19 protein-coding genes are annotated in these 18,784 nt (G+C 73.1%); 9 read left to right on the forward strand and 10 right to left on the reverse strand.

The window, feature by feature from the left end:
* The first annotated feature begins 13 nt into the window (after positions 1 to 13).
* The 4 genes from cydB to CXH06_RS13225 are packed head-to-tail and all read left to right on the forward strand — an operon-like array spanning position 14 to position 5,700.
* Positions 14 to 1,096 carry a cytochrome d ubiquinol oxidase subunit II gene (cydB, locus tag CXH06_RS13210; RefSeq protein ID WP_157975742.1) on the forward strand — a complete coding sequence of 361 codons (1,083 nt, stop codon included), beginning with the start codon at positions 14 to 16 and terminating at the stop codon, positions 1,094 to 1,096.
* Between the two features lie 22 nt (positions 1,097 to 1,118).
* Positions 1,119 to 2,837, forward strand: a complete 1,719-nt coding sequence (gene cydD / locus CXH06_RS13215; RefSeq protein WP_157975747.1) for a thiol reductant ABC exporter subunit CydD — start codon at positions 1,119 to 1,121, stop codon at positions 2,835 to 2,837.
* Positions 2,834 to 4,573: a thiol reductant ABC exporter subunit CydC gene (gene cydC, locus CXH06_RS13220; RefSeq protein ID WP_114855669.1), complete on the forward strand. Its 1,740-nt coding sequence runs from the start codon at positions 2,834 to 2,836 to the stop codon at positions 4,571 to 4,573. The genes cydD and cydC overlap by 4 nt, the downstream gene beginning before the upstream one ends.
* The gene (locus CXH06_RS13225; RefSeq protein ID WP_114855670.1) at positions 4,573 to 5,700 is read left to right on the forward strand and encodes a sensor histidine kinase; all 1,128 of its coding nucleotides are present in this window, start codon (positions 4,573 to 4,575) and stop codon (positions 5,698 to 5,700) included. Before cydC ends, CXH06_RS13225 begins: the two co-directional genes overlap by 1 nt.
* A gap of 31 nt (positions 5,701 to 5,731) precedes the next feature.
* Here the strand turns inward: CXH06_RS13225 and CXH06_RS13230 are convergent, their stop codons facing one another.
* Positions 5,732 to 6,322 carry a response regulator transcription factor gene (locus CXH06_RS13230; RefSeq protein WP_198684072.1) on the reverse strand — a complete coding sequence of 197 codons (591 nt, stop codon included), beginning with the start codon at positions 6,320 to 6,322 and terminating at the stop codon, positions 5,732 to 5,734.
* Between the two features lie 375 nt (positions 6,323 to 6,697).
* Positions 6,698 to 7,243 carry a TetR/AcrR family transcriptional regulator gene (locus CXH06_RS13235; protein WP_114855672.1) on the reverse strand — a complete coding sequence of 182 codons (546 nt, stop codon included), beginning with the start codon at positions 7,241 to 7,243 and terminating at the stop codon, positions 6,698 to 6,700.
* 90 nt (positions 7,244 to 7,333) lie between these two features.
* Between CXH06_RS13235 and CXH06_RS13240 the strand changes: the two genes are divergently transcribed.
* On the forward strand, positions 7,334 to 8,014 hold the full coding sequence (locus CXH06_RS13240; protein ID WP_114855673.1) for an SRPBCC family protein: 681 nt from the start codon (positions 7,334 to 7,336) through the stop codon (positions 8,012 to 8,014).
* On the opposite strand, the gene CXH06_RS13245 is transcribed toward CXH06_RS13240, so the two are convergent.
* Together CXH06_RS13245 and CXH06_RS13250 are read right to left on the reverse strand one after the other, a co-directional pair.
* On the reverse strand, positions 7,981 to 8,655 hold the full coding sequence (locus CXH06_RS13245; protein ID WP_114855674.1) for a response regulator transcription factor: 675 nt from the start codon (positions 8,653 to 8,655) through the stop codon (positions 7,981 to 7,983). The two genes, CXH06_RS13240 and CXH06_RS13245, sit on opposite strands and share 34 nt — an antisense overlap.
* Positions 8,652 to 9,977 carry a sensor histidine kinase gene (locus tag CXH06_RS13250; RefSeq protein WP_157975743.1) on the reverse strand — a complete coding sequence of 442 codons (1,326 nt, stop codon included), beginning with the start codon at positions 9,975 to 9,977 and terminating at the stop codon, positions 8,652 to 8,654. Before CXH06_RS13250 ends, CXH06_RS13245 begins: the two co-directional genes overlap by 4 nt.
* Positions 9,978 to 10,129: 152 nt before the next feature.
* Between CXH06_RS13250 and CXH06_RS13255 the strand changes: the two genes are divergently transcribed.
* From CXH06_RS13255 to CXH06_RS13270, 4 genes are all read left to right on the forward strand, one after another.
* Positions 10,130 to 11,092 (forward strand): intradiol ring-cleavage dioxygenase, encoded by a 963-nt coding sequence (locus CXH06_RS13255; protein WP_114855676.1) that lies wholly within the window; start codon positions 10,130 to 10,132, stop codon positions 11,090 to 11,092.
* 62 nt (positions 11,093 to 11,154) lie between these two features.
* The gene (locus CXH06_RS13260; RefSeq protein WP_114855677.1) at positions 11,155 to 12,438 is read left to right on the forward strand and encodes a DUF3500 domain-containing protein; all 1,284 of its coding nucleotides are present in this window, start codon (positions 11,155 to 11,157) and stop codon (positions 12,436 to 12,438) included.
* Between the two features lie 190 nt (positions 12,439 to 12,628).
* Positions 12,629 to 13,270, forward strand: a complete 642-nt coding sequence (locus CXH06_RS13265) for a metalloregulator ArsR/SmtB family transcription factor (RefSeq protein ID WP_198684071.1) — start codon at positions 12,629 to 12,631, stop codon at positions 13,268 to 13,270.
* Positions 13,257 to 14,534, forward strand: coding sequence for an MFS transporter (locus CXH06_RS13270; RefSeq protein ID WP_114855678.1), 1,278 nt, complete (start codon positions 13,257 to 13,259; stop codon positions 14,532 to 14,534). The genes CXH06_RS13265 and CXH06_RS13270 overlap by 14 nt, the downstream gene beginning before the upstream one ends.
* Before the next feature lie 33 nt (positions 14,535 to 14,567).
* On the opposite strand, the gene mutM is transcribed toward CXH06_RS13270, so the two are convergent.
* The 6 genes from mutM to CXH06_RS13300 form a co-directional block, all read right to left on the reverse strand.
* A complete protein-coding gene (gene mutM, locus CXH06_RS13275; protein ID WP_114855679.1) occupies positions 14,568 to 15,506 on the reverse strand; it encodes a bifunctional DNA-formamidopyrimidine glycosylase/DNA-(apurinic or apyrimidinic site) lyase in 939 nt (312 codons plus the stop codon).
* A 4-nt stretch (positions 15,507 to 15,510) separates the two neighbouring features.
* Positions 15,511 to 16,263, reverse strand: a complete 753-nt coding sequence (rnc, locus tag CXH06_RS13280; protein WP_114855680.1) for a ribonuclease III — start codon at positions 16,261 to 16,263, stop codon at positions 15,511 to 15,513.
* Positions 16,263 to 16,829: a DUF177 domain-containing protein gene (locus CXH06_RS13285; protein WP_114855681.1), complete on the reverse strand. Its 567-nt coding sequence runs from the start codon at positions 16,827 to 16,829 to the stop codon at positions 16,263 to 16,265. Before CXH06_RS13285 ends, rnc begins: the two co-directional genes overlap by 1 nt.
* 77 nt (positions 16,830 to 16,906) lie before the next feature.
* Positions 16,907 to 17,398, reverse strand: coding sequence for a pantetheine-phosphate adenylyltransferase (gene coaD / locus CXH06_RS13290; RefSeq protein WP_114855682.1), 492 nt, complete (start codon positions 17,396 to 17,398; stop codon positions 16,907 to 16,909).
* Between the two features lie 96 nt (positions 17,399 to 17,494).
* Positions 17,495 to 17,875 carry a DUF3224 domain-containing protein gene (locus tag CXH06_RS13295; RefSeq protein WP_114855683.1) on the reverse strand — a complete coding sequence of 127 codons (381 nt, stop codon included), beginning with the start codon at positions 17,873 to 17,875 and terminating at the stop codon, positions 17,495 to 17,497.
* 9 nt (positions 17,876 to 17,884) lie between these two features.
* Positions 17,885 to 18,784: a helix-turn-helix domain-containing protein gene (locus CXH06_RS13300; protein ID WP_232820352.1), complete on the reverse strand. Its 900-nt coding sequence runs from the start codon at positions 18,782 to 18,784 to the stop codon at positions 17,885 to 17,887.

An 18,784-nucleotide genomic window follows, 5' to 3' on the forward strand; every position in this document is an offset into this window, starting at 1 on the left:
ATCCGCGCAGATCATGGATGCCATGCTCGACCCCACGGTCCTCCAGACCCTGTGGTTCTCCCTCATCGCCTTCTTCTTCCTGGGCTACTTCGTGCTCGAGGGCTTCGACTTCGGCGTGCAGATGAACGTCGCCGCCTTCTGGAAGCGGGGTTCCGGCACCCGCGGCACGATCCTGAGGACCATCGGACCGGTCTGGGACGGCAACGAGGTGTGGGTGATCACCGGCGGCGCGCTGCTCTTCGCGGCCTTCCCCGAGTGGTACGCGACCCTGTTCTCCGGCTTCTACCTCGCCCTGCTGCTGCTCCTGCTGGTGCTGATCGTGCGGGTGTGCGCCTTCAAGTGGCGCGACAAGGTCGACAGCAAGCGGTGGAGGACGTCCTGGGACGTGGTCCACGTGATCGGCGGCTTCGCCCCCGCGCTGCTGTGGGGCGTCGCCTTCGGCAACATCGTCGCCGGTGTCGAGATCGACGAGAACCGCTGGGTGACCACCACCCTGCTCGAGCTGCTGAACCCCTTCGCGCTGCTCTCGGGCGTGGTCTTCGTGCTGCTGTTCTGGCTGCACGGCACCCTGTACCTGACGCTCAAGGTCGACGGACCGCTGCGCGCGGACGCGCGCCGGCTCGCCGGCGTGCTGGCGTGGCCGACGATCCTCGCCGGCGCCGCCTTCCTGCTGTGGTTCCAGATCGCCCACTCGAACACCTGGCTGACCCTGATCCCGATCGCGGTCGCGGCCGTGGCGCTGATCGCTGTGGTCCCCCTGAACCGGATGCGCCGGGAGGGCTGGGCCTTCGGGGCGACCACTGCCGCGATCGCCGGCGCCTCGATCGCGCTGTTCGGCGGCCTGTTCCCCTACGTGCTGCCGGCCACGAACGATCCCGCGCTCTCGCTGACGGTCCAGAACGCCTCGTCCTCCGCGCACACGCTGACGATCATGCTGGTGGCGCTCGCGATCCTGCTGCCCATCGTCATCGCGTACACGATCTGGACCTACCTGGTGTTCCGCCACCGGATCACCGACGAGGACGCCCCCGCCCCCGGCTCCGAGCTGCTGGACAAGGCCAAGAAGGGGTACCGGGAGGCCTTCGAGCAGGAATGAGCGGATCCACGGAATGTCCTCGATGACCGCCGCGACCACCGCGGCCGCTGCCGGGTCCGGTGCCGGTCCCGCCACGGCACCCCGCCGCGCCCGCCGGGCACCGCTGGATCCCCGCCTGCTGCGTGAGGTCCGCGCGGCCCGCCGGCACGTGGTCCGCAACGTCGCCCTGGGGCTCGTGCAGTCCGCGTGCGTGATCGTCACGGCCCTGGTGATCGCCCGTCTCGGCGCCGATCTCCTCGTCGATCGGGAGCTGCCGCAGAACGCACCGGGGGCGCTGGCGCTGCTGGTCGCCGCGCTCGCCGTGCGGGCCGGCGCGATCCTGCTCGAGCAGCGTGGAGCCCATCGCGCGGCGACCGCGGCCATCGGTGAGCTGCGCGGGAGGATCGTCGGCCATGCGGCGCAGCTGGGGCCCCGCGGCGGCGCCGGGCGCGGCGCCGACCTCACCGCCCTGGCCACCACCGGCATCGAGAAGCTGCGCCCCTACCTGGTCGGCTACGTGCCCCAGCTGATGCTCGCGCTGACCGTGACCCCGCTGTGCCTGCTCGCCATCGCCCTGCTGGATCCGCTCAGCGCGCTCATCGCCGCGTTCACGCTGCCGCTGATCCCCGTGTTCATGATCCTCGTCGGCACACTCACCGTGGGCCGCTCCGAGCGGCTGCTGGCGGACATGCGCACCCTGTGGTCGCAGCTGCTGGATCTCGTGGAGGGGCTGCCCACCCTGCGGTCGCTGGGACGCGAGCGGGGCCCGGAGAGCGCCGTGCGAGCCCTGGGCGACCGTCACCGGGCCTCGGCGATGGGGTCGCTGCGCTACGCCTTCCTCTCCTCGATGGTGCTCGAGCTGCTGGCCACGCTCTGCGTGGCGCTGATCGCGGTGAGCATCGGCCTGCGGCTGGTGGGCGGGGACATGGAGCTCGCCCCCGCCCTCGCCGTGCTGGTCCTCGCCCCGGAGGTGTACCAGCCGCTGCGCAACGTCGGCTCCCAGTACCATGCCTCGACCGACGGTCTCGCCGCCGTCTCCGCCGCCTTCGCGCTGTTCGACGAGGAGCCGGCGGCCGACGGGAGCGTCCCCGCCCCGGACCTGCGGGCCTCCGCCCTGGCCCTGCGCGGCGTCTCCGTCCGCTCCCGCGACGGCGAGGCCCCGCAGCGCGCCGAGCTCGTGGTGCGACCGGGCCGGGTCACCGCGCTGACCGGCCCGTCGGGGGCGGGGAAGACCACCGCGATGCAGGTGATGCTGGGGCTGCTCGAGCCCGCCGCCGGCCGGGCCGAGGTGATCTCCGCCGACGGCGTCGCGAGCGATGTGCGCGCGCTGCAGCGGCGAAGCCTCTGGGACCAGGTGACGCTGCTCCCCCAGCGCCCCGTGCTGCCCCCGGGCACCCTGCGCTCCGTCCTGGCCGATGCCCGGCCCGGCGTCTCCCGGGCGGAGCTCGAGGCGGCGGCCGCCGCGACCGGGCTCGACCAGGTGATCGCCGAGCGCGGCTGGGAGGCGGACCTGGGCCGCGGCGGCGGCGGGATCTCGTTGGGCGAGCGGCAGCGCCTGGCCCTGGCCCGCGCGCTGCTGACCCCGTGCCCGCTGGTGGTGCTCGACGAGCCCACCGCCCACCTGGACGGCGCCGCGGAGCAGGTGGTCCTCGACCTCATCCGGCGCCTGCGCGAGGAAGGACGGACGGTCGTGGTCATCGCCCACCGCTCCCGCCTGGTGGATGTGGCCGACGACGTGGTGAGCGTGGAGGCGAGCCGATGAGCGCCCGCACCGCCGTCCCCGCGTCCTCCCCGGCGCTGCGCCGGGCCGAGAGCGCCCTGGAGATCCCCCGTGCCCGCCTGCTGGCCGCGGTGCTCGCCGCCTGCGCGACCCTGGGCTCCGCCTTCGCGCTCGCCGCCGTCTCCGCGTATCTCGTCACGCGCGCCTGGACCATGCCGCCGGTGCTGGACCTCACCGTCGCCGTGGTCGCGGTGCGGGCGCTCGGGATCTCCCGGGGCGTGTTCCGCTGGCTGGAGCGGATGCTCACCCACGACGTCGCGCTGCGCGGCGTGGTCTCTCTGCGCACGAACCTGTTCACCGCGCTCGCCGCCCGCCGCGACGACGCCCTGACCCGACTGCGCCGCGGGGAGCTCCTGGCCCGCCTCGGTGACGACGCCCAGGAGCTCGGCGATCACGTCATCAAGGCCGTCGTCCCCGGCCTGGTGTCCGTCGTGATGGCGGTGGCGGTGCTGGTCACCTTCGCTCCGCTCTCCCTGCCGGCGACCGCCGTGATGCTCGCCGCCCTGGTGCTCGCGAGCGTGCTCGCCCCGCTGGCCGCCCACCGGGCGGCGCGGCTGTCCGAGCAGGCGGTGCTCACCACGCGCTCCGCGGTGACCGCCCAGGCGCTCGAGATCCTCGACGACGCCACCGCGCTGCGCGTGGACGGACGGCTCGAGGAGGCCCTGGCGGACCTGCGATCCACGCAGTCCGCGCACGATGCCGCCATCGACCGGGCCGCTCTGCCCGCCGCCGTGGCCGCGACCGCCGTGCCGCTGGCGATCCTGCTGGCCGCCACCGGGTCCGTGCTCGCCGCCGGTGGGCTGTGGCTGGACGGCGGGGCCTCCGCCGGGCAGATCGGCATGCTCCTGCTGCTGCCGCTGTCCTCCTTCGAGGCCGCGACCGCCCTGCCCGCCGCCGCGACCCAGCGCGCCCGCTCCCGGGCGGCCGCCGAGCGCCTCGCCGATCTCGTCGGCACCTCGGACGCACCCGCCCCGTCGGCGCCGACGGACGCGGCATCCGCCCCGGCCGGCGGCGCAGTCCCCCACCCTCGCTCCGCCGCTCTGCGGGCGGTGGGTCTCGACGCCGGCTGGAGCCCGCAGTCCCCACGGCTGGAGGCGCTGGACCTCGACCTGCCCCCGGGATCCCGCCTGGCGGTGGTCGGTCCCTCCGGCTGCGGGAAGTCGACCCTGCTGGCCACTCTGGCCGGCCTGCTGGACCCGCTGGCCGGCCAGGTGGAGCTCGACGGTCACGACCTCCGTGCGCTGCCTCCCGCGCAGGTCCGCGCCGCCGTCACCCTGTTCGCGGAGGACGCGCACCTGTTCGCGACCACGGTGCGGGAGAACCTGCGCGTGGTGCGTGGCGACCTCGAGGACGAGGAGGCGCTCGCGGCGCTCGCCGCCGTCGGCCTCGAGGGCTGGCTCCCCACCCTCCCGCACGGACTGGACACGATGCTCGGTCCGGACGGGACCACCGTCTCCGGCGGGGAGCGGCGCCGCCTGCTGCTGGCCCGGGCCGTGCTGCGCCGCGGGCCCGTGCTGCTGCTCGACGAGCCCACCGAGCACCTGGACACCGAGCGCGGGGACGCCCTGCTGCACGCCCTGCTCGCCCCGGAGGACGACTCCCTGGTCCCGGCCACCAGCACGGTCGTGGTGGTCACCCACCGTCCCGAGGCGATCCCCCGCGGCACCGCCGTCCTGCACCTGGGCCCCGGGCCCGCGCACCGGATCGAGGAGAGCTGATGTCGACGACCCCTCCCCCGCCGGACCGCGCCCGCCTCCAGGACCTCACCAGCGCCGTCCTCGCCGGCGGCGAGAGCGAGGACCTGCTGGACCTGCTGGTGCGCTCGGCCCATCGCGATCTCGCCGCCCGCAGCGCCGCGCTGATCATGCCGCTCGCGGCCGGGCGCTGGGGCCTCGAGATCGTCGAGGGTCCGGACGCCCCGGAGCTGCTCGGCGAGGTGGTCCCCGAGCGGTCCGCACTCGGCGAGGCGCTCCAGCGGGCCGATCCCGAGGCGCTCGAGGCGCTCGGGGAGATCGAACTGGGCGGCCGGACCCAGCGGGCGCTGCTCGCCGCGGTCGACGGCGCGGAGCACGGGATGGGGGCGCTCGCCGTGCTGCGGAGTCCGGCGGACGGGGACGAGGGACGGGCCGACCGCGAGCGGCTCGATGCCCTCGCGGGTCTGGTCTCCCTCACGCTCCGTGCTCCGTCGCTCGCGGCGCCCGCGGAGTTCGACGACGAGCGCGGACGCATCGCCCGCGACCTCCATGATCTCGCCATCCAGGAGCTGTTCGCGGTCGGCATGGAGCTGGAGGCCCTGGTCCGGGCGCTCGGCTCCCCCGACCGCGCCCCCTCGGACGCGCACGTCCGCGCCGCCGTCGCGACCTCCGTGCAGGGGGTCGAGAACGCGGTCGCCCAGATCCGTCAGATCGTGCAGTCGCTGCGCCGCGAACGCTCCGAGGCCACCCTCTCGGAGCAGCTGCGCCACGAGGTGGGGCTGGCCACCGCCGGCCTGGGCTTCGTGCCCGCCCTGCGGCTGCCACCGCACCTCGCGGAGCTGGACGCCGAGCTGCCGCCCGAGATCGCCGAGGACGTGGTCGCGGTGGTGCGGGAGGGGCTGGCCAACGCCGCCCGCCACGCCCAGGCCACGGCGGTCGCCGTCTCGGTGAGCGTGTTCTCCGAGGGGGTGGACCGCGTGGTGCAGGTCAACGTCTCCGACAACGGGCGGGGCATCGATCCGACGGTGCAGCGGCGCAGCGGCCTGGCGAACCTCTCCGCACGCGCCCGGCGCCACTCCGGATGGGTGGACGCGATCAACCTCGAGCCGGGCACGATGATCTCCTGGCGGGTCACCCTGCTCGCCCACTGAGGGCGGCCGGGCGCCATCCTGCCGAGCCGTCCTACGGCTTCCAGCCGGCGCGCCGACGGGCCGCGACCATCGCGGTGACCTGGGTGCGGCGCTGCAGGTCGAGTGCGTGCAGGATCACCGTCACCCGGTTCTTCACGGTCTTCTCCGCGATGCCGAGCGCCTCGGCGATCTCACGGTTGGAGTGCCCGTCGCCGATGAGCTCGACGATCCGGTGATCGGACTCGGAGAGCTCCGAGAGGTCATCGGGATGGTCCGCGGGCCAGATCGACCCGCCGGCGTGCACCCGGGTGATCGCCGCCAGGATCTCCTGCGAGCGGGCGGACTTCAGCATCATCCCGGCGGCCCCGGCGGCCCGGGACTCGCGCAGCGCCGCATCGTCGTCGAAGCTGGTCAGCACCAGCATGACCTGCTCGGGGTCGAGCTCCCGCGCCGCCTGCATGACGTCGATGCCGGTGCCGTCGGGCAGCTGCAGGTCCACCACCAGGACATCGGGCCGGATGGCGGGCAGGCGCCGTGTGGCCTCGAGCACGCTGGAGGCCTCGCCCACCACGCGGAGCGATCCGCTCGCGTCGATGACCGTGACGATGCCGCGCCGGACCACCTCGTGGTCGTCGACCAGCATCACCCGGATCGGTTCCTGCTCCCGAGGTCCTTCATGGATCGTGTCCCCAGTCGCTGTCACGGGGCATCCTTCCTGCATCGTGCCGCGGGCCGCCGGGCGCCCAGGCGGCCGCGATGACGTCGTCCCTGGTGGACGGCTCGTTCCTGCAATGTATCGCACGGCGGGCTCGGTTCCTGGGGGTCCCCGGGCTCCGGTCAGGGCCGGCGCCGCCGTGACCGCCCGGATCGGCCTTCGGGGCTCGGGGCTCGGGGCTCGGGGCTCGGGGCTCGGGGCTCGGGGCTTCACGATCACTGTCGGAATACGGACAGGCAGAGCGCTATTCGTCCTGCCTGTCCATATTCCGACAGTGATCGTCACGCGCGAGCGGCGCGCCCGTCACCGGCGCGGGGAGAGCCGGGCGAGGAGCTCGTCCACGATCTGCTCGACGGTGACCGGGGCCTGCCCCTTCCCGAGATGCCCGCCCAGGTGCAGTTCGATCGCACCGTGGACCGTGGAGCGGATCAGATCCGCCGTGAGCGCCGGGTGGGTCGTGGCGATGCGCCCGGCCGCCACGGCGGCGTCGACGAGGTCCACGAGCGCCGCCAGCGCATCGGCCGCCGCGGCGGCCAGGGCCGAGGACTCCACCGTCCATCGGCCGTAGACGAGACGGAACCGATGCGGCCGATCGATCGACCGCTCGATGGCCGCCCGCAGCGCGGCGGCAGGATCGTCGCGGTGCGCACGGAGGATCCGGGCGGTCTCGCGGAGCTCGCAGGCCGCGATCTCGGCGAGCATCACCTGCTTGTCGGCGAAGTGCTTGTAGGGCGTGTTGTGCGAGACGCCCGCACCGGCCCCGACCGCGCGCATCGTGACAGCCTCCGGGCCGTCGGTGTCGAGGAGCTCGGCAGCGGCGGCGAGCAGGGCGTCGCGAGTGGAGGTCACCGGCTCATCCTACGCCCGTGGTTGACAGTGTCACCCGTGCGCCCTAGCGTCGGCTCCGTAAGGGTGACAACGTCAACCTCAGGAGTTCTCATGTCCCTCTCCACCGGCCGTGGGCGATGGATCGCCGCAGGCATCATCGCCGTCATCACTCCTCTCGCCCTCGTCGGCCACCGGTCGACGAGGCCGCCGCCCCGCTTCCCGGACTTCGCCGGGCCCGTGCCACAGGTCGCCGAGGGCGGGTACCTCCGGGCCGTCCACACGACGCAGATCGCCGCGCCGCCCGGCGAGGTGCGGGACATCCTCAGCGATCCGAGCCTGTCGCTGGAGGACGTCATCGAGTTCGACGGCGGCCTTCCCCCGGTGGTGGGAACCGATGCGCTGATCGGCTCGTGGGATCCCGGCGAGCGCACCGGGGATCGCCGGCGCGTGCGCTTCGCCGACGGGCACTGCCTCGCGGAAGAGGTGCTCGTCGACGAACCCGATCGGTTCCGCTACATCGTCTGGGGGTTCACGAACCCGCTGCGCTGCGCCGTCCGGCATGCCGTCGCGGAGTTCCGGTACGAGGCGCACGAGGGAGGAACCCTCGTCCGGTGGACCTACTCGCTCCTCCCGACGTCGGCGCTGATGGCTCCGGTCGTCTCGCGCATCGTCGACCGGACGATGTCACCGATGATGATCGCGACGCTCGACGGGATGCGTGCGCACGTCGAGCGGACGGTCGCGTCCTGGCGCGGCGCCTACTCCCCGGGCGCGAGCAGGCCGCTCTCGTAGGCGAGGATCACGAGCTGTGCGCGGTCGTGGGAGCGGACCTTGGTCATGATGCGGTTCACGTGGGTCTTGGCCGTGTGCGGGGAGATGAACAGCTTCTCGGCGATCTCGCCGTTGGACAGTCCTCGTGCCACGAGCAGCAGCACCTCGGCCTCGCGGTCGGTCAGCTTCGCGAGCGCCGCGGCCGCCTGGGGTTCGGCTGGCCTCGTCCGTGCGTCGGCGAGCACATAGCGGTGGATGAGCCCGCGTGTCGCCGCCGGAGAGAGGAGCGAGTCTCCGGCATGCACGGAACCGATGGCGCGCGCGATGTCCTCCGGCTCTGCTCCCTTGCCGATGAAGCCGCTGGCACCTGCCCGGAGCGCTGCGACGACGTACTCGTCCTCCTCGAAGGTGGTGAGGATGAGGACCTTCGTCTCTGACAGGTCGGGGTCCTCACAGATCAGCTCGGTGGCTTCGATGCCGTCGAGGCCCGGCATGCGGATGTCCATGAGGACGACGTCCGGGTGCAGCTCCCTGGCGAGTGAGAGTGCCTCGGCCCCGTTCTCGGCCTGGCCGGCGACGGAGATGTCGGGGTGGGATTCGAGGATGCCGGCGACGGCCCGTCGGATGAGCGGCTGATCGTCGGCCACGAGCACGGATGTCACGCCGATCCCCCTTCTCTGGACAGGGGCAACTCTACGTCCAGTCGGTGGCGTCCCTCCTGCCGACTCGTCGAGACCGTCCCCTGCGCAGCGGCCACGCGTTCGCGCAGTCCGATGAGGCCGAGGCCCGTGCCCGCACCGGCGGCGGCACCCCGGGGCCGCGACGGCTCCTCCGGCACCGGGTTGTCGATCTCGATGCGCAACTGCGTCTCCCCCGCGGTGACGCGAAGCCGCGCAGCGTGCCCGTCGCCGTGTTTGTGAGCGTTCGTCAGGCCCTCCTGGATCACGCGGTACGCGACGTGTCCGGTGGTACCGGTGACTCGGGACAGATCGCCCCGGATGTCGGTCTCGATCACCAGGCCCGCCTCCCCCATGCGGCCGAGCAGGGCGTCGAGGACGTCGAGGCTCTGCTGCGAGGGCGTGGAGTCCGCGCTCTCGTCCTCCCGCAGATATCGCAGCAGATCGCCGATCTCGCCCAGTGCGCCCCGGGCGGCCTCACGAATAGTGGCCAGCGCGTCCTGGGCGCGTTCGGGCTGGCGAGCGATGTACCCCGACGCCGCTCCGGCGTGCAGATTGATCACGGAGATCTGATGGGCCACCGTGTCGTGCAGATCGCGGGCGATCCGCAGCCGCTCCTCCGACACCCGCCGGAGGGCCTCGGCCTCACGCGTCAGTTCGGCCCGCCGGGCGCGGTCCTCGGCCTGCAGGAGATACTCCTGCCGAGAGCGGGCGCTGTCGCCGAGCGCCGCAGCGATGGCGAGCGCCGCTCCGACCTGGAACACCCGAGAGTCCAGCGATTCCCCTCCCGTCGTCGCGAAGGCGAGGGCGACGACCAGCGCCGTGGCGGTGGCCGTCACCGCCAACACCACCGTCCGCCGGGCACGGAATGCGAAGGCATGGGCCGCGATCGTCGCCGCGATACCCGGTCCCAGCGAGGGCAGGCCGAGCAGCACGGCGAGGACGAATCCGGCGAACGCGACGGCGAGCGCGGGGATCGGCCACCGCCGCCGGACGAGCATGAGCGCTGCCGGCACGATGAGCAGCGCCAGCGTCAGCAGCGGGGCCTCGACAGCGGCAGCGGACGGCCCGCCCGGCCCCGACCCGTCGAAGCGAACGTCCGGTGGGCCGTCGACGGGTCCGAGGAACTCCGGGCCCGGGAGGAGCGCGCCGCCCAGCAGCCCGCCACCGAGCAGAACGACCGCCGCGGCGATCACGTCGCCGAGATGGCCCATCCACCATGACCGATCTCGCGGCGCTGCCGCGCGCTCCGGTCCCCTCGGATCGGTCCCGGTCCCGGAGCCGGGCGGCGTGGGTTCCTCGCTCATGCCCCCCAGTGTGACGCCCGCCCAGCGCACGCGGCGTCCACCCACTGCGGCCTCACGCCGTACCGCGGGCGCGGTACGTGGTGTCTGCGGCGGGGCGACGCGCGGGCCGCGCCCTCGGGGAAAGCTCGATGCATGAACGGAAGGAGACGATCATGACGACCCGAATCCCGGAGCCCACGCCCACCGCTGAAGGGCCCGCCTACGAGGGGCGGCTGCTCGATCGGCCGGACGAGGAGGTGGTCGACCAGGGCGCGAGCTTCGACATGCGCACGCTCATGAGTCGACGAGCGCTCCTCGGGACCGGCCTGGCGGGCTTCGGCTCCGTCGCGCTGGCCGCCTGCGCTGCCGGTGGGAGTGACACCTCGACACCGTCCGGAACAGCTGCCTCGGGCTCGGAGATCCCCGATGAGACGGCCGGCCCCTATCCGGCCGACGGCTCCAACGGCCCCGACGTGCTGACCCGCTCGGGGATCCTGCGCAGCGACCTCCGATCGAGCATCGGGGCAGACGATCCGGTCGACGGCGTGCCGCTCGACGTCACGTTCACCGTCATCGACATGGCAGGCGGCGACGTCCCCTTCGCCGGTGCGGCGGTGTACGCCTGGCACTGCGACGCCCAGGGGCGGTACTCGATGTACTCCGACGGTGTCGAGGACGAGACCTGGCTGCGCGGCGTCCAGATCGCCGACGCCGACGGCACGGTGACGTTCACCTCGATCATCCCCGGCTGCTACACGGGACGCTGGACCCACATCCACCTCGAGGTCTATCCCGACGTGGACTCCCTCACCGACGCCGCGAACGCGATCGCGACGTCGCAGATGGCGCTGCCCGAGGACGTCCTCGCCGCGGTCTACGAGCTGTCCGCCTACGACGGCTCGTCCCGGAACCTCTCCGGGATCACGCTCGCGTCGGACAACGTCTTCGGGGACGACGGCGCTGCGAGCCAGATGGCCGCCATGACCGGTGCCATCGACGCCGGGTACACCGCCGCGCTGGACGTCCGCGTCGACACCACCACGGAGCCGAGCGGCGGCGGTGCCCCGCCCGCGAACGGCGGAGGACCCGGCGGCGAGTCGCCGCCCGGGGACGGGCCGACGGAGCCGAGCTCCTGATCCCGGCGCGTCCTGCGCCCGTCGACGTTCACCATCACCACCCGACTTCCAGGGAGAACACCATGCGACAGACCACGTCCGACACCACCACCTCCGCCCGCCGACTCCTGCGCCGCGGCGCACTGCAGGCCGCCTCCGCCCTGATGATCGGCGGACTCGTCCTGACCGGATGCTCCGCAGGGTCCACGGACACCTCCGCCTCGGAGGCGACTGCCCAGTCCTCGAGCACGTCGACCACGGACTCCACGAGCAGCGACAGTGACACCTCGACCAGCGACGCGGCGACCACCGCCTCGACCATCTCCGACACGACGGCCGCCGCCGAGGCATTCATGGCCACGCTGACCGACGAGCAGATCGAGACCTTGACCTACGAGTACGACGACGAGACCAAGTCGACGTCGTGGTCGAACTTCCCCGTGACCTTCGTCGACCGCGCGGGCCTGAACCTCGCCGACCTCACCGACGAGCAGCGGGCCGCCGCCCTCGAGGTCCTCGAGGGGCTGCTCAGCGAGGAGTCCTACGCGATGGTCGAGGGCATCATGGGCGGCGACGAGTACCTGCTGGAGAACAGCAGCACCACCGAGGACTCGCTGGGCCAGTACTACATCGCCTTCTTCGGCGATCCCTCCGACACCGACGCCTGGTCGATCCAGTTCGGCGGCCACCACCTCGGCATCAACGCCGACCTGAACGGCGCCGAGAGCGCCATCACCTTCGCTCCGACGCACCTGGGCGTCCAGCCGGCCGTCTACACGACCGAGGACGGCGAGGAGGTGCAGCCGTTCGACGCGATCTACACCGACGCCTTCGCCTTCTTCGACAGCCTCACCGAGGAGCAGCAGGCCACGCTCACCTCCGGCGACGTCAGCATGTGCGCACCCGGCGGCACCTGTGACTTCTCCACCGGCTCCGGGCTGACCGGCGCCGACCTCACCGCGGAGCAGAAGGAGCTCCTCCTGGAGCTGATCGCGAACTGGGCCGGGATGGCCGACGAGGAGACGAACGCGGCTGAACTGGCCGAGATCGAGGCGACGCTCGACGACACCGTCATCGCCTGGTCGGGAGAGACCACGTACGACATGAGCACCGGCGACGGGATCAGCTTCTCCATCTCCGGGCCGGACGTCTACGTCGCCTTCCAGGCCCAGGAGGGCTCGGCCGGGGCCGACGTCGACGGCGTGACCACCTCCGGCTGGGGCCATGTCCACACCATCTACCGAGACCCGAGCAACGACTACGCCGGAAGCGTCCCCCAGCAGGAAGGCTCCGGAATGGCCGGAGGCCCCGGCGGCGAGGGGGACGCACCCGGCGGTGCCGGTGACACCCCGCCCGAGCGTCCGTGAGCCACGGCGCGGAGCGGCCAGGACGGTTCCGATGCACGTTCCGTCGCGGCGACGAGGGCTGACGCGTCGCCGTTCGGTCCACGCCGGACACGCGTCGCCCGGGCGACGGACCGCCGGCATCCGAGACGCACGCGCCGGATGCGACCGACTGCTAAGGTCGTATTCCTTGAATCCATGGAATACCGCTGAGGTGAGCAAGGAGTCCGTCGTCGAGGTCTTCGCCGAGGCGGTCAAGGCGATCGCGAACGGACGGCGGCTCGAGCTGATGGAGCTCATGGCCCAGGGTGAGCACGCGGTCGAGGCGCTCGCCCGACAGACGGGCATGGCCACGACGACCACGTCCGCACACCTGCAGACGCTCCACCGGGCGGGCCTGGTGGTCAGGCGGCGCGAACGGACCACCATCTACTACCGGCTCAGCGGGGACGATGTCGCCGAGCTGTACACGGCGGCCAAGCGCGTGGCGCTGAACCGGTACCCGCGGCTGCGGGAGGCCCTCGACGCCTACATGGGCGAGCCGCGCGCCCAGGGACCGGTCATCGACCCTGCCGCAGTGACCTCCCAGATGGTCGTCATCGACGTGCGCCCGGCCGAGGAGTACGACGCCGGGCACTTCCCCGGCTCGGTCTCCTTCCCGCTGGCGGAGCTGGAGGACCGCATCGACGAGCTCCCCGAGGACCGCGAGATCGTCGTGTACTGCCGCGGCGAGCTGTGCCGGCTGGCGCGCGAGGCGGCCGTGCTCCTGCGCGCGCACGGACTGGACGCCAAGGCCATGGACGAGGGCGTCGTCGAGTGGCGCGCGAGCAAGGAGATCGACCTTGGAGTCGGCTGACGCCAGCACCGCGGAGCGCGCGGTCGCCGTCGAGTCCGAGCGGGCACGGGTCCACCGGCGAACCCTGACCGTCGTCATCCTCAGCCAGATCCTCGGCGGCGCCGGGTTGGCGGCCGGGGTCTCCGTGGGCGCACTGCTGGCCCAGGACATGCTCGACTCCGATGCCCTGTCCGGACTGCCCATCGGCCTGTTCACCCTCGGGTCCGCGCTGGCCGCGTTCCTGGTGGGCCGCTCCACGCAGCAGTTCGGCCGCCGGGTGGGCCTGGCCTACGGTTTCCTCGTCGGCGGCGTCGGGGCCGCCGGGGTGGTCGCTGCCGCGGTCCTCGACAGCGTGCCCCTGCTGTTCCTCGCCCTGTTCATCTACGGCTCGGGCACCGCCACCAACCTCCAGGCCCGCTACGCCGGCACGGATCTCGCCCCGGCGAGCAGGCGCGGCTTCGGCACCAGCATGGCCATGGTCGCGACCACCGTCGGTGCCGTCGCGGGGCCGAACCTCATCGACCCGATAGGCAGCGTCGCCCAGTCCCTGGGCGTGCCCACCCTGGCCGGGCCCTTCCTCCTCGCCGCCGCCGCGTACGGGGCGGCCGGACTGGTGCTGTTCGTCTTCCTGCGCCCTGATCCGTATCTGCTGGCCAAGCGCATGGCCACCGATGCAGCTGCCGCGGACGGGACAGGTGCTGCGAGCGGCGCGGTCCCCGAGGTCGGGATCGGCGCGTACGTGGGCGCGGCGGTGATGGTTCTGACCCAGATCGTGATGGTCGCGATCATGACGATGACGCCCATCCACATGCGGGCCCACCACCACGAGATGGCCGCCGTCGGCCTCGTCATCGGCATGCACATCGGGGCCATGTGGCTGCCCTCGCTCGTCACCGGCATCCTGGTGGACAAGCTCGGGCGCACCTCCATGGTCATCGCCTCCGGCGTCACGCTGCTGCTCGCCGGAGTCGTCGCGGCCATCGCGCCAGGCGACTCCCTCGGCCCGCTCATCCTCGCTCTCGTCCTGCTCGGCGTCGGATGGAACCTCGGCCTGGTCTCCGGCACCGCGCTGGTCGTGGACGCCACCGTGCCGCAGAACCGCCCGCGCACGCAGGGCACCATCGACGTGCTCGTCGCCCTCTCCGGAGCCGGCGGCGGCGCGATGTCCGGCATGGTCATGTCCGCGACCAGCTATCAGGCCCTGTCGCTCGGCGGCGGCATCCTCGCCCTGCTGCTCATCCCCGTGCTGCTGTGGGCCCGTGCCCGCCATGCCGTCGCCGCCTGAGCTCGGCCCGACCTCGCACGCCGCGCGAGGTCGCTATGGGCGGCGCTGGCAGGAACGACAGAAATGCGAGGACCGGTTCTGGTAGGTGACGCGCCGGATGGTGCTCCCGCACCGCGGGCACGGCTCCCCTTCCTTGCCATAGACGTTCAGGCTCCGCGCGAAGTACCCGCTGCGCCCCTCGACGTTGACGTACAGCGCGTCGAAGCTCGTCCCGCCCACGGCGAGGGCGCGCTCCATGACCTCGCGGGCCGCGCGCAGGATCGCCAGCGCGCGACGCTGCGTGAGCGCCTGGCCCGGGGTGTCGTAGCGGGTGCGGGCGGCCCACAGCGCCTCGTCGGCATAGATGTTGCCGATCCCGCTGACCAGGTCCTGCGCGAGCAGCAGGGACTTGATGCCGGCGCGGCGGGCGCGCAGCGTGCGGGCGATGGCGGGCAGATCGGCGGCCGGGTCCAGCAGGTCACGGGCCACGTGGGCGGCGTCCTGCGGGAGCAGCGCATCGAGGCTGCCCGCCCCGGCGAGCGCACCGTCGGCCGCTGGCACCAGATCGCTGATCCACAGGCCGCCGAACAGCCGCTGGTCGAGGAAGTCGATCACGGCGCCGTCGTCGAGGTGCAGGGACAGGCGGCGGTGGCGCAGCGGATCCGCGGCCGGCCCCTCGGAGGGCTCCGCGGCGACCGCGAGCGCCCCCTCGGCGGTACGCAGGCGCAGCTGACCGCTCATGCCCAGGTGCGCCATCAGCGCTTCGCCGCTCTCCGCTCCCCCGGCCTCGGCCAGGCGCCACCACAGGAACTTCCCGCGCCGCACCACGGCGGTCAGCCGCGCCCCGAGCAGGGCGGCGCGGAGGCGGTCCTCTCCCCCGCGCTGGCGGCGGATGCTGCGGGCATCGAGGACCTCGAGCGCGGTGACGGTGCGGCCGACGGTGCGGGGCTCGAGGCCGCGGCGCACCACCTCGACCTCGGGCAGCTCGGGCATGCGCTCAGCCCCGTGGGATGAGGGTCTCGCCGCGCTCGGCGAGCACGGCCCGCACGGCGTTCTGGGCGGCGGCGAGCTCGGCGTCCTTCTTCGAGGCGCCGTCCCCGTCGGCGGTGATCACGCCTTCGACGGTGACCGTCGCGGTGAAGGTCTTCTGGTGCTCGAGGCCGCTCTCGCCGAGGGCGTAGGCGACCGTGCGGCCCTCCGCGGCGGCGATCTCCTGCAGGCGGGACTTGTAGTCGTAGCCCGCCTCGAGGAACTCGTCGGACTCCAGCAGCGGCCCCATGAGCTCGAGCACCATCCGCCGCGAGACGTTCTGGCCCAGCGCGAGGTGGACCGCACCGATGACCGCCTCGGTGGTGTCGGCGAGGATGGAGGCCTTCGTGCGCCCTCCCGTGAGGTCCTCGCCGCGGCCCAGCTTCACGTAGGCCCCCAGATCCATCCGGGAGGCGACCACGGCGAGCGCCCGGGTGCTCACGGTCGCGGCGCGGCGGCGGGCCAGGTCCCCCTCGGGCAGCGTGGGGTGGGTGGCGTAGAGGTGCTCGGTGACCGCCAGCTGCAGCACCGCGTCGCCGAGGAACTCGAGCCGCTCGTTGTGCGGGACGCCGTCGTGCTCGTAGGAGTAGGAACGGTGGGTCAGGGCGAGGTCGAGCAGCCCGGTGGCGGTGAGATCGGCGGCCTGGGCGGCGTCCAGCGGCAGCGCGTCGAGCAGGGCCGAGGGGTCGGCGGCCTCGGTGGCGCGGCGGCGACGCGCCATCAGGATTCCTTGGGCTCGTCGTCGAACAGGCCCTTCAGCGCGGCGAAGCGGTCGTCGATGACGTCGTGGTGGTGCTCGGGATCGTCCTCCATCCGGGCGCCGCACTGCGCACACAGGCCCGGGCAGTCCTCCCGGCACAGCGGACGCTCCTCGGCCTCCATCGCCAGCAGGTCACGCACCAGCGGGCCGAGGGTCACGGCGTCCTCGACCAGGAGGACAGCGTCCTCCTGCTCCTCGGCCTTGACCTTCTCGGGGATCATGAACAGCTCGTCGAGGCGGGCGTCCACGTCCTGCTCAACGGGGTCCAGGCAGCGGGAGCACTCCCCCTCGAGGTGGGCGACGACGGTGCCGTGGACGTAGATGCCCTCGACCACGGCCTCGAGCTCCACGTCCACGGCGATGTCCTCGCCCTCGGGGACCTGCATCGCGAGGCCGCCGGCCTCGCGGGCGGGGGCGGGCACGGTGGCGGAGACGTGGCGATGGGTGCCGGCGCGGCCGACGAGGTCGACGGCGTCGAACCGCAGCAGGCTGTCGAGCGGGGAGGTGGGAACGGAGTCGGAAGTCATCGGCGGCGGTCCTGTTCGTGACGTCGGGGCAGGTGGTGCGGTGCGAGATGGCGGGGTGGTGCGGTGCGCAGGACCATTCAGGATACGGCCGCGGCGGCGTGCAGCGCGTCCAGGGACGGGGCCGGGATCATGTCGGAGACGTCACCGCCCAGTGCGTGGACCTCCCGCACCAGCGAGGAGGAGATGTGGGACCAGGTGGCGTCGGTGAGCAGGAACAGCGTCTCCACGCCCGCGAGATGGTGGTTCATGCGGGCCATCGGCTCCTCGTAGGCGAGGTCCAGCTGGGAGCGCAGGCCGCGCACCACGGCGCCGGCCCCCACGTCGCGGCAGAAGTCGACCAGCAGCCCGCGGGGCAGCGTGCGGGCCTCGACCTGCTCGGCGAGACCGGCCTCGGCGAGGACGGCGGTGATCGCCCCCAGGCGCGCCTCGAGGTCGAGCGTCCCCTTCTTCGCGGGGTTGTGGGAGACGGCGATGATCACGTGGTGCCCGAGCGCGGCCGCCCGGCGCGTGAGATCCAGATGCCCCAGAGTGAAGGGGTCGAACGAGCCGGGCAGGACGACGGTGCTCATGGCGCCACTGTAGTGCGCCCGGCGCCGTGCAGGACGCCGGATGCGCGGGGCCGACGGCGACCGGCCGATCGTCGGCGGTCCGGAGCGCCCGAGGAGTCAGTCGAGGTCGAGCGTGACCTGGTGCACGCCGTCGTCCCCGATCCCGTCGATGGTCACGGTGCCCGTGGTGCCGGCGAGCTCCTCGGTGCCCGAGCCCGGGGCGATGACGTAGTGCAGGGCGGGTTCGCCGTCGGTCATCGTGCCGAGCTGCTGCAGGGTGAGGCGTCCGCGGCGGCCGTCGAGGGTGCCCTCGAAGATCTCGGTGGCCACATAGCCGGCACCTCCGGAGGCCGGGTCCCCGGCGGTGAGCATGAGACCTTCCGACCTCCCGTCGAGGTCGCCCTGCCAGGTCTTGGCCAGCGCGAAGCGGTTCCAGGCTCCCGGGAGCGGTTCCCCGGGGTGCGTCGTCACGGTGAAGGTCGCAGACAGGCGAGGCATGGCCCCACCTTAGACCTCCGTCCCTCGGCGCGCTCCGGCGGAGGGGGTGGCCGCGACCCCCTCGGCATAGCGTGCAGGGGTCGTCCCGGTCACCTGGCGGAAGTCCCGCACGAAGTGCGACTGGTCGTACCAGCCCAGCTCCTGGGCGAGGTCCGCGGTCGACACCGCCTCGCCGCGGTCGAGGGCGGCGACGGCGTCCCTCACCCGCGCCCGCACCACCATGCGCTTGGGCCCGACGCCGACGAAGCGGCGGAACATCCGCTGCAGGGAGCGCAGCCCCAGCCCGGAGCGCTGCTCGAGGGCGGCGGTGCCCGTGACGCCGGGGTCCTCGAGCAGCGCCAGGACGCTCAGGAACGCCGCGTAGCCCGGGTCCTCGCGGGGTCTCACGGCGAGCAGCCACGCATCGAGCACGGGCGCGGCCGTGCTCGCGGTGCCGGGCCCCTCCGGTCCGATCTCCGGCAGCGCGTTCGCGAACCACGCGGACGCCGGGACGGTTCGGTCACGCAGCTCCGCCGGCTTGGCGTCGACGAAGGCGGTGATGCCTCCCGGACGGAACCGGACTCCGACCACCCCGCCGGAGCCGTGCTGGGTGACGTCGAAGCGTCCGCGGGTGACCGGGCCGGTGATCCAGCTGCCCGCGCCGTCGGTGTCCGCGCGCCGGACCCCGCCCCACTCGCGCGTGAGATGGACGGCGGGCTCGTCCAGCGTGGCCGCGCGATGGGACTGGCCCGGCCCCAGCTCCCAGCGCACCGACCAGTACCGGTCGATCCAGCGCCGCAGCGCGGGCGCGGGGGCGGCGCTGTCGTACCGGGCGCGGGCGAGGAGCTCCTCGGGACGCAGCACGTGGCCGTACATGTGCTCGGGAGGAGGGGACGCTGTCGCGTTCGTCCTATCCGCGCTGCCGGTCAT

This window comes from Brachybacterium sp. YJGR34 (assembly GCF_003347015.1).
GTDB lineage: Bacteria > Actinomycetota > Actinomycetes > Actinomycetales > Dermabacteraceae > Brachybacterium.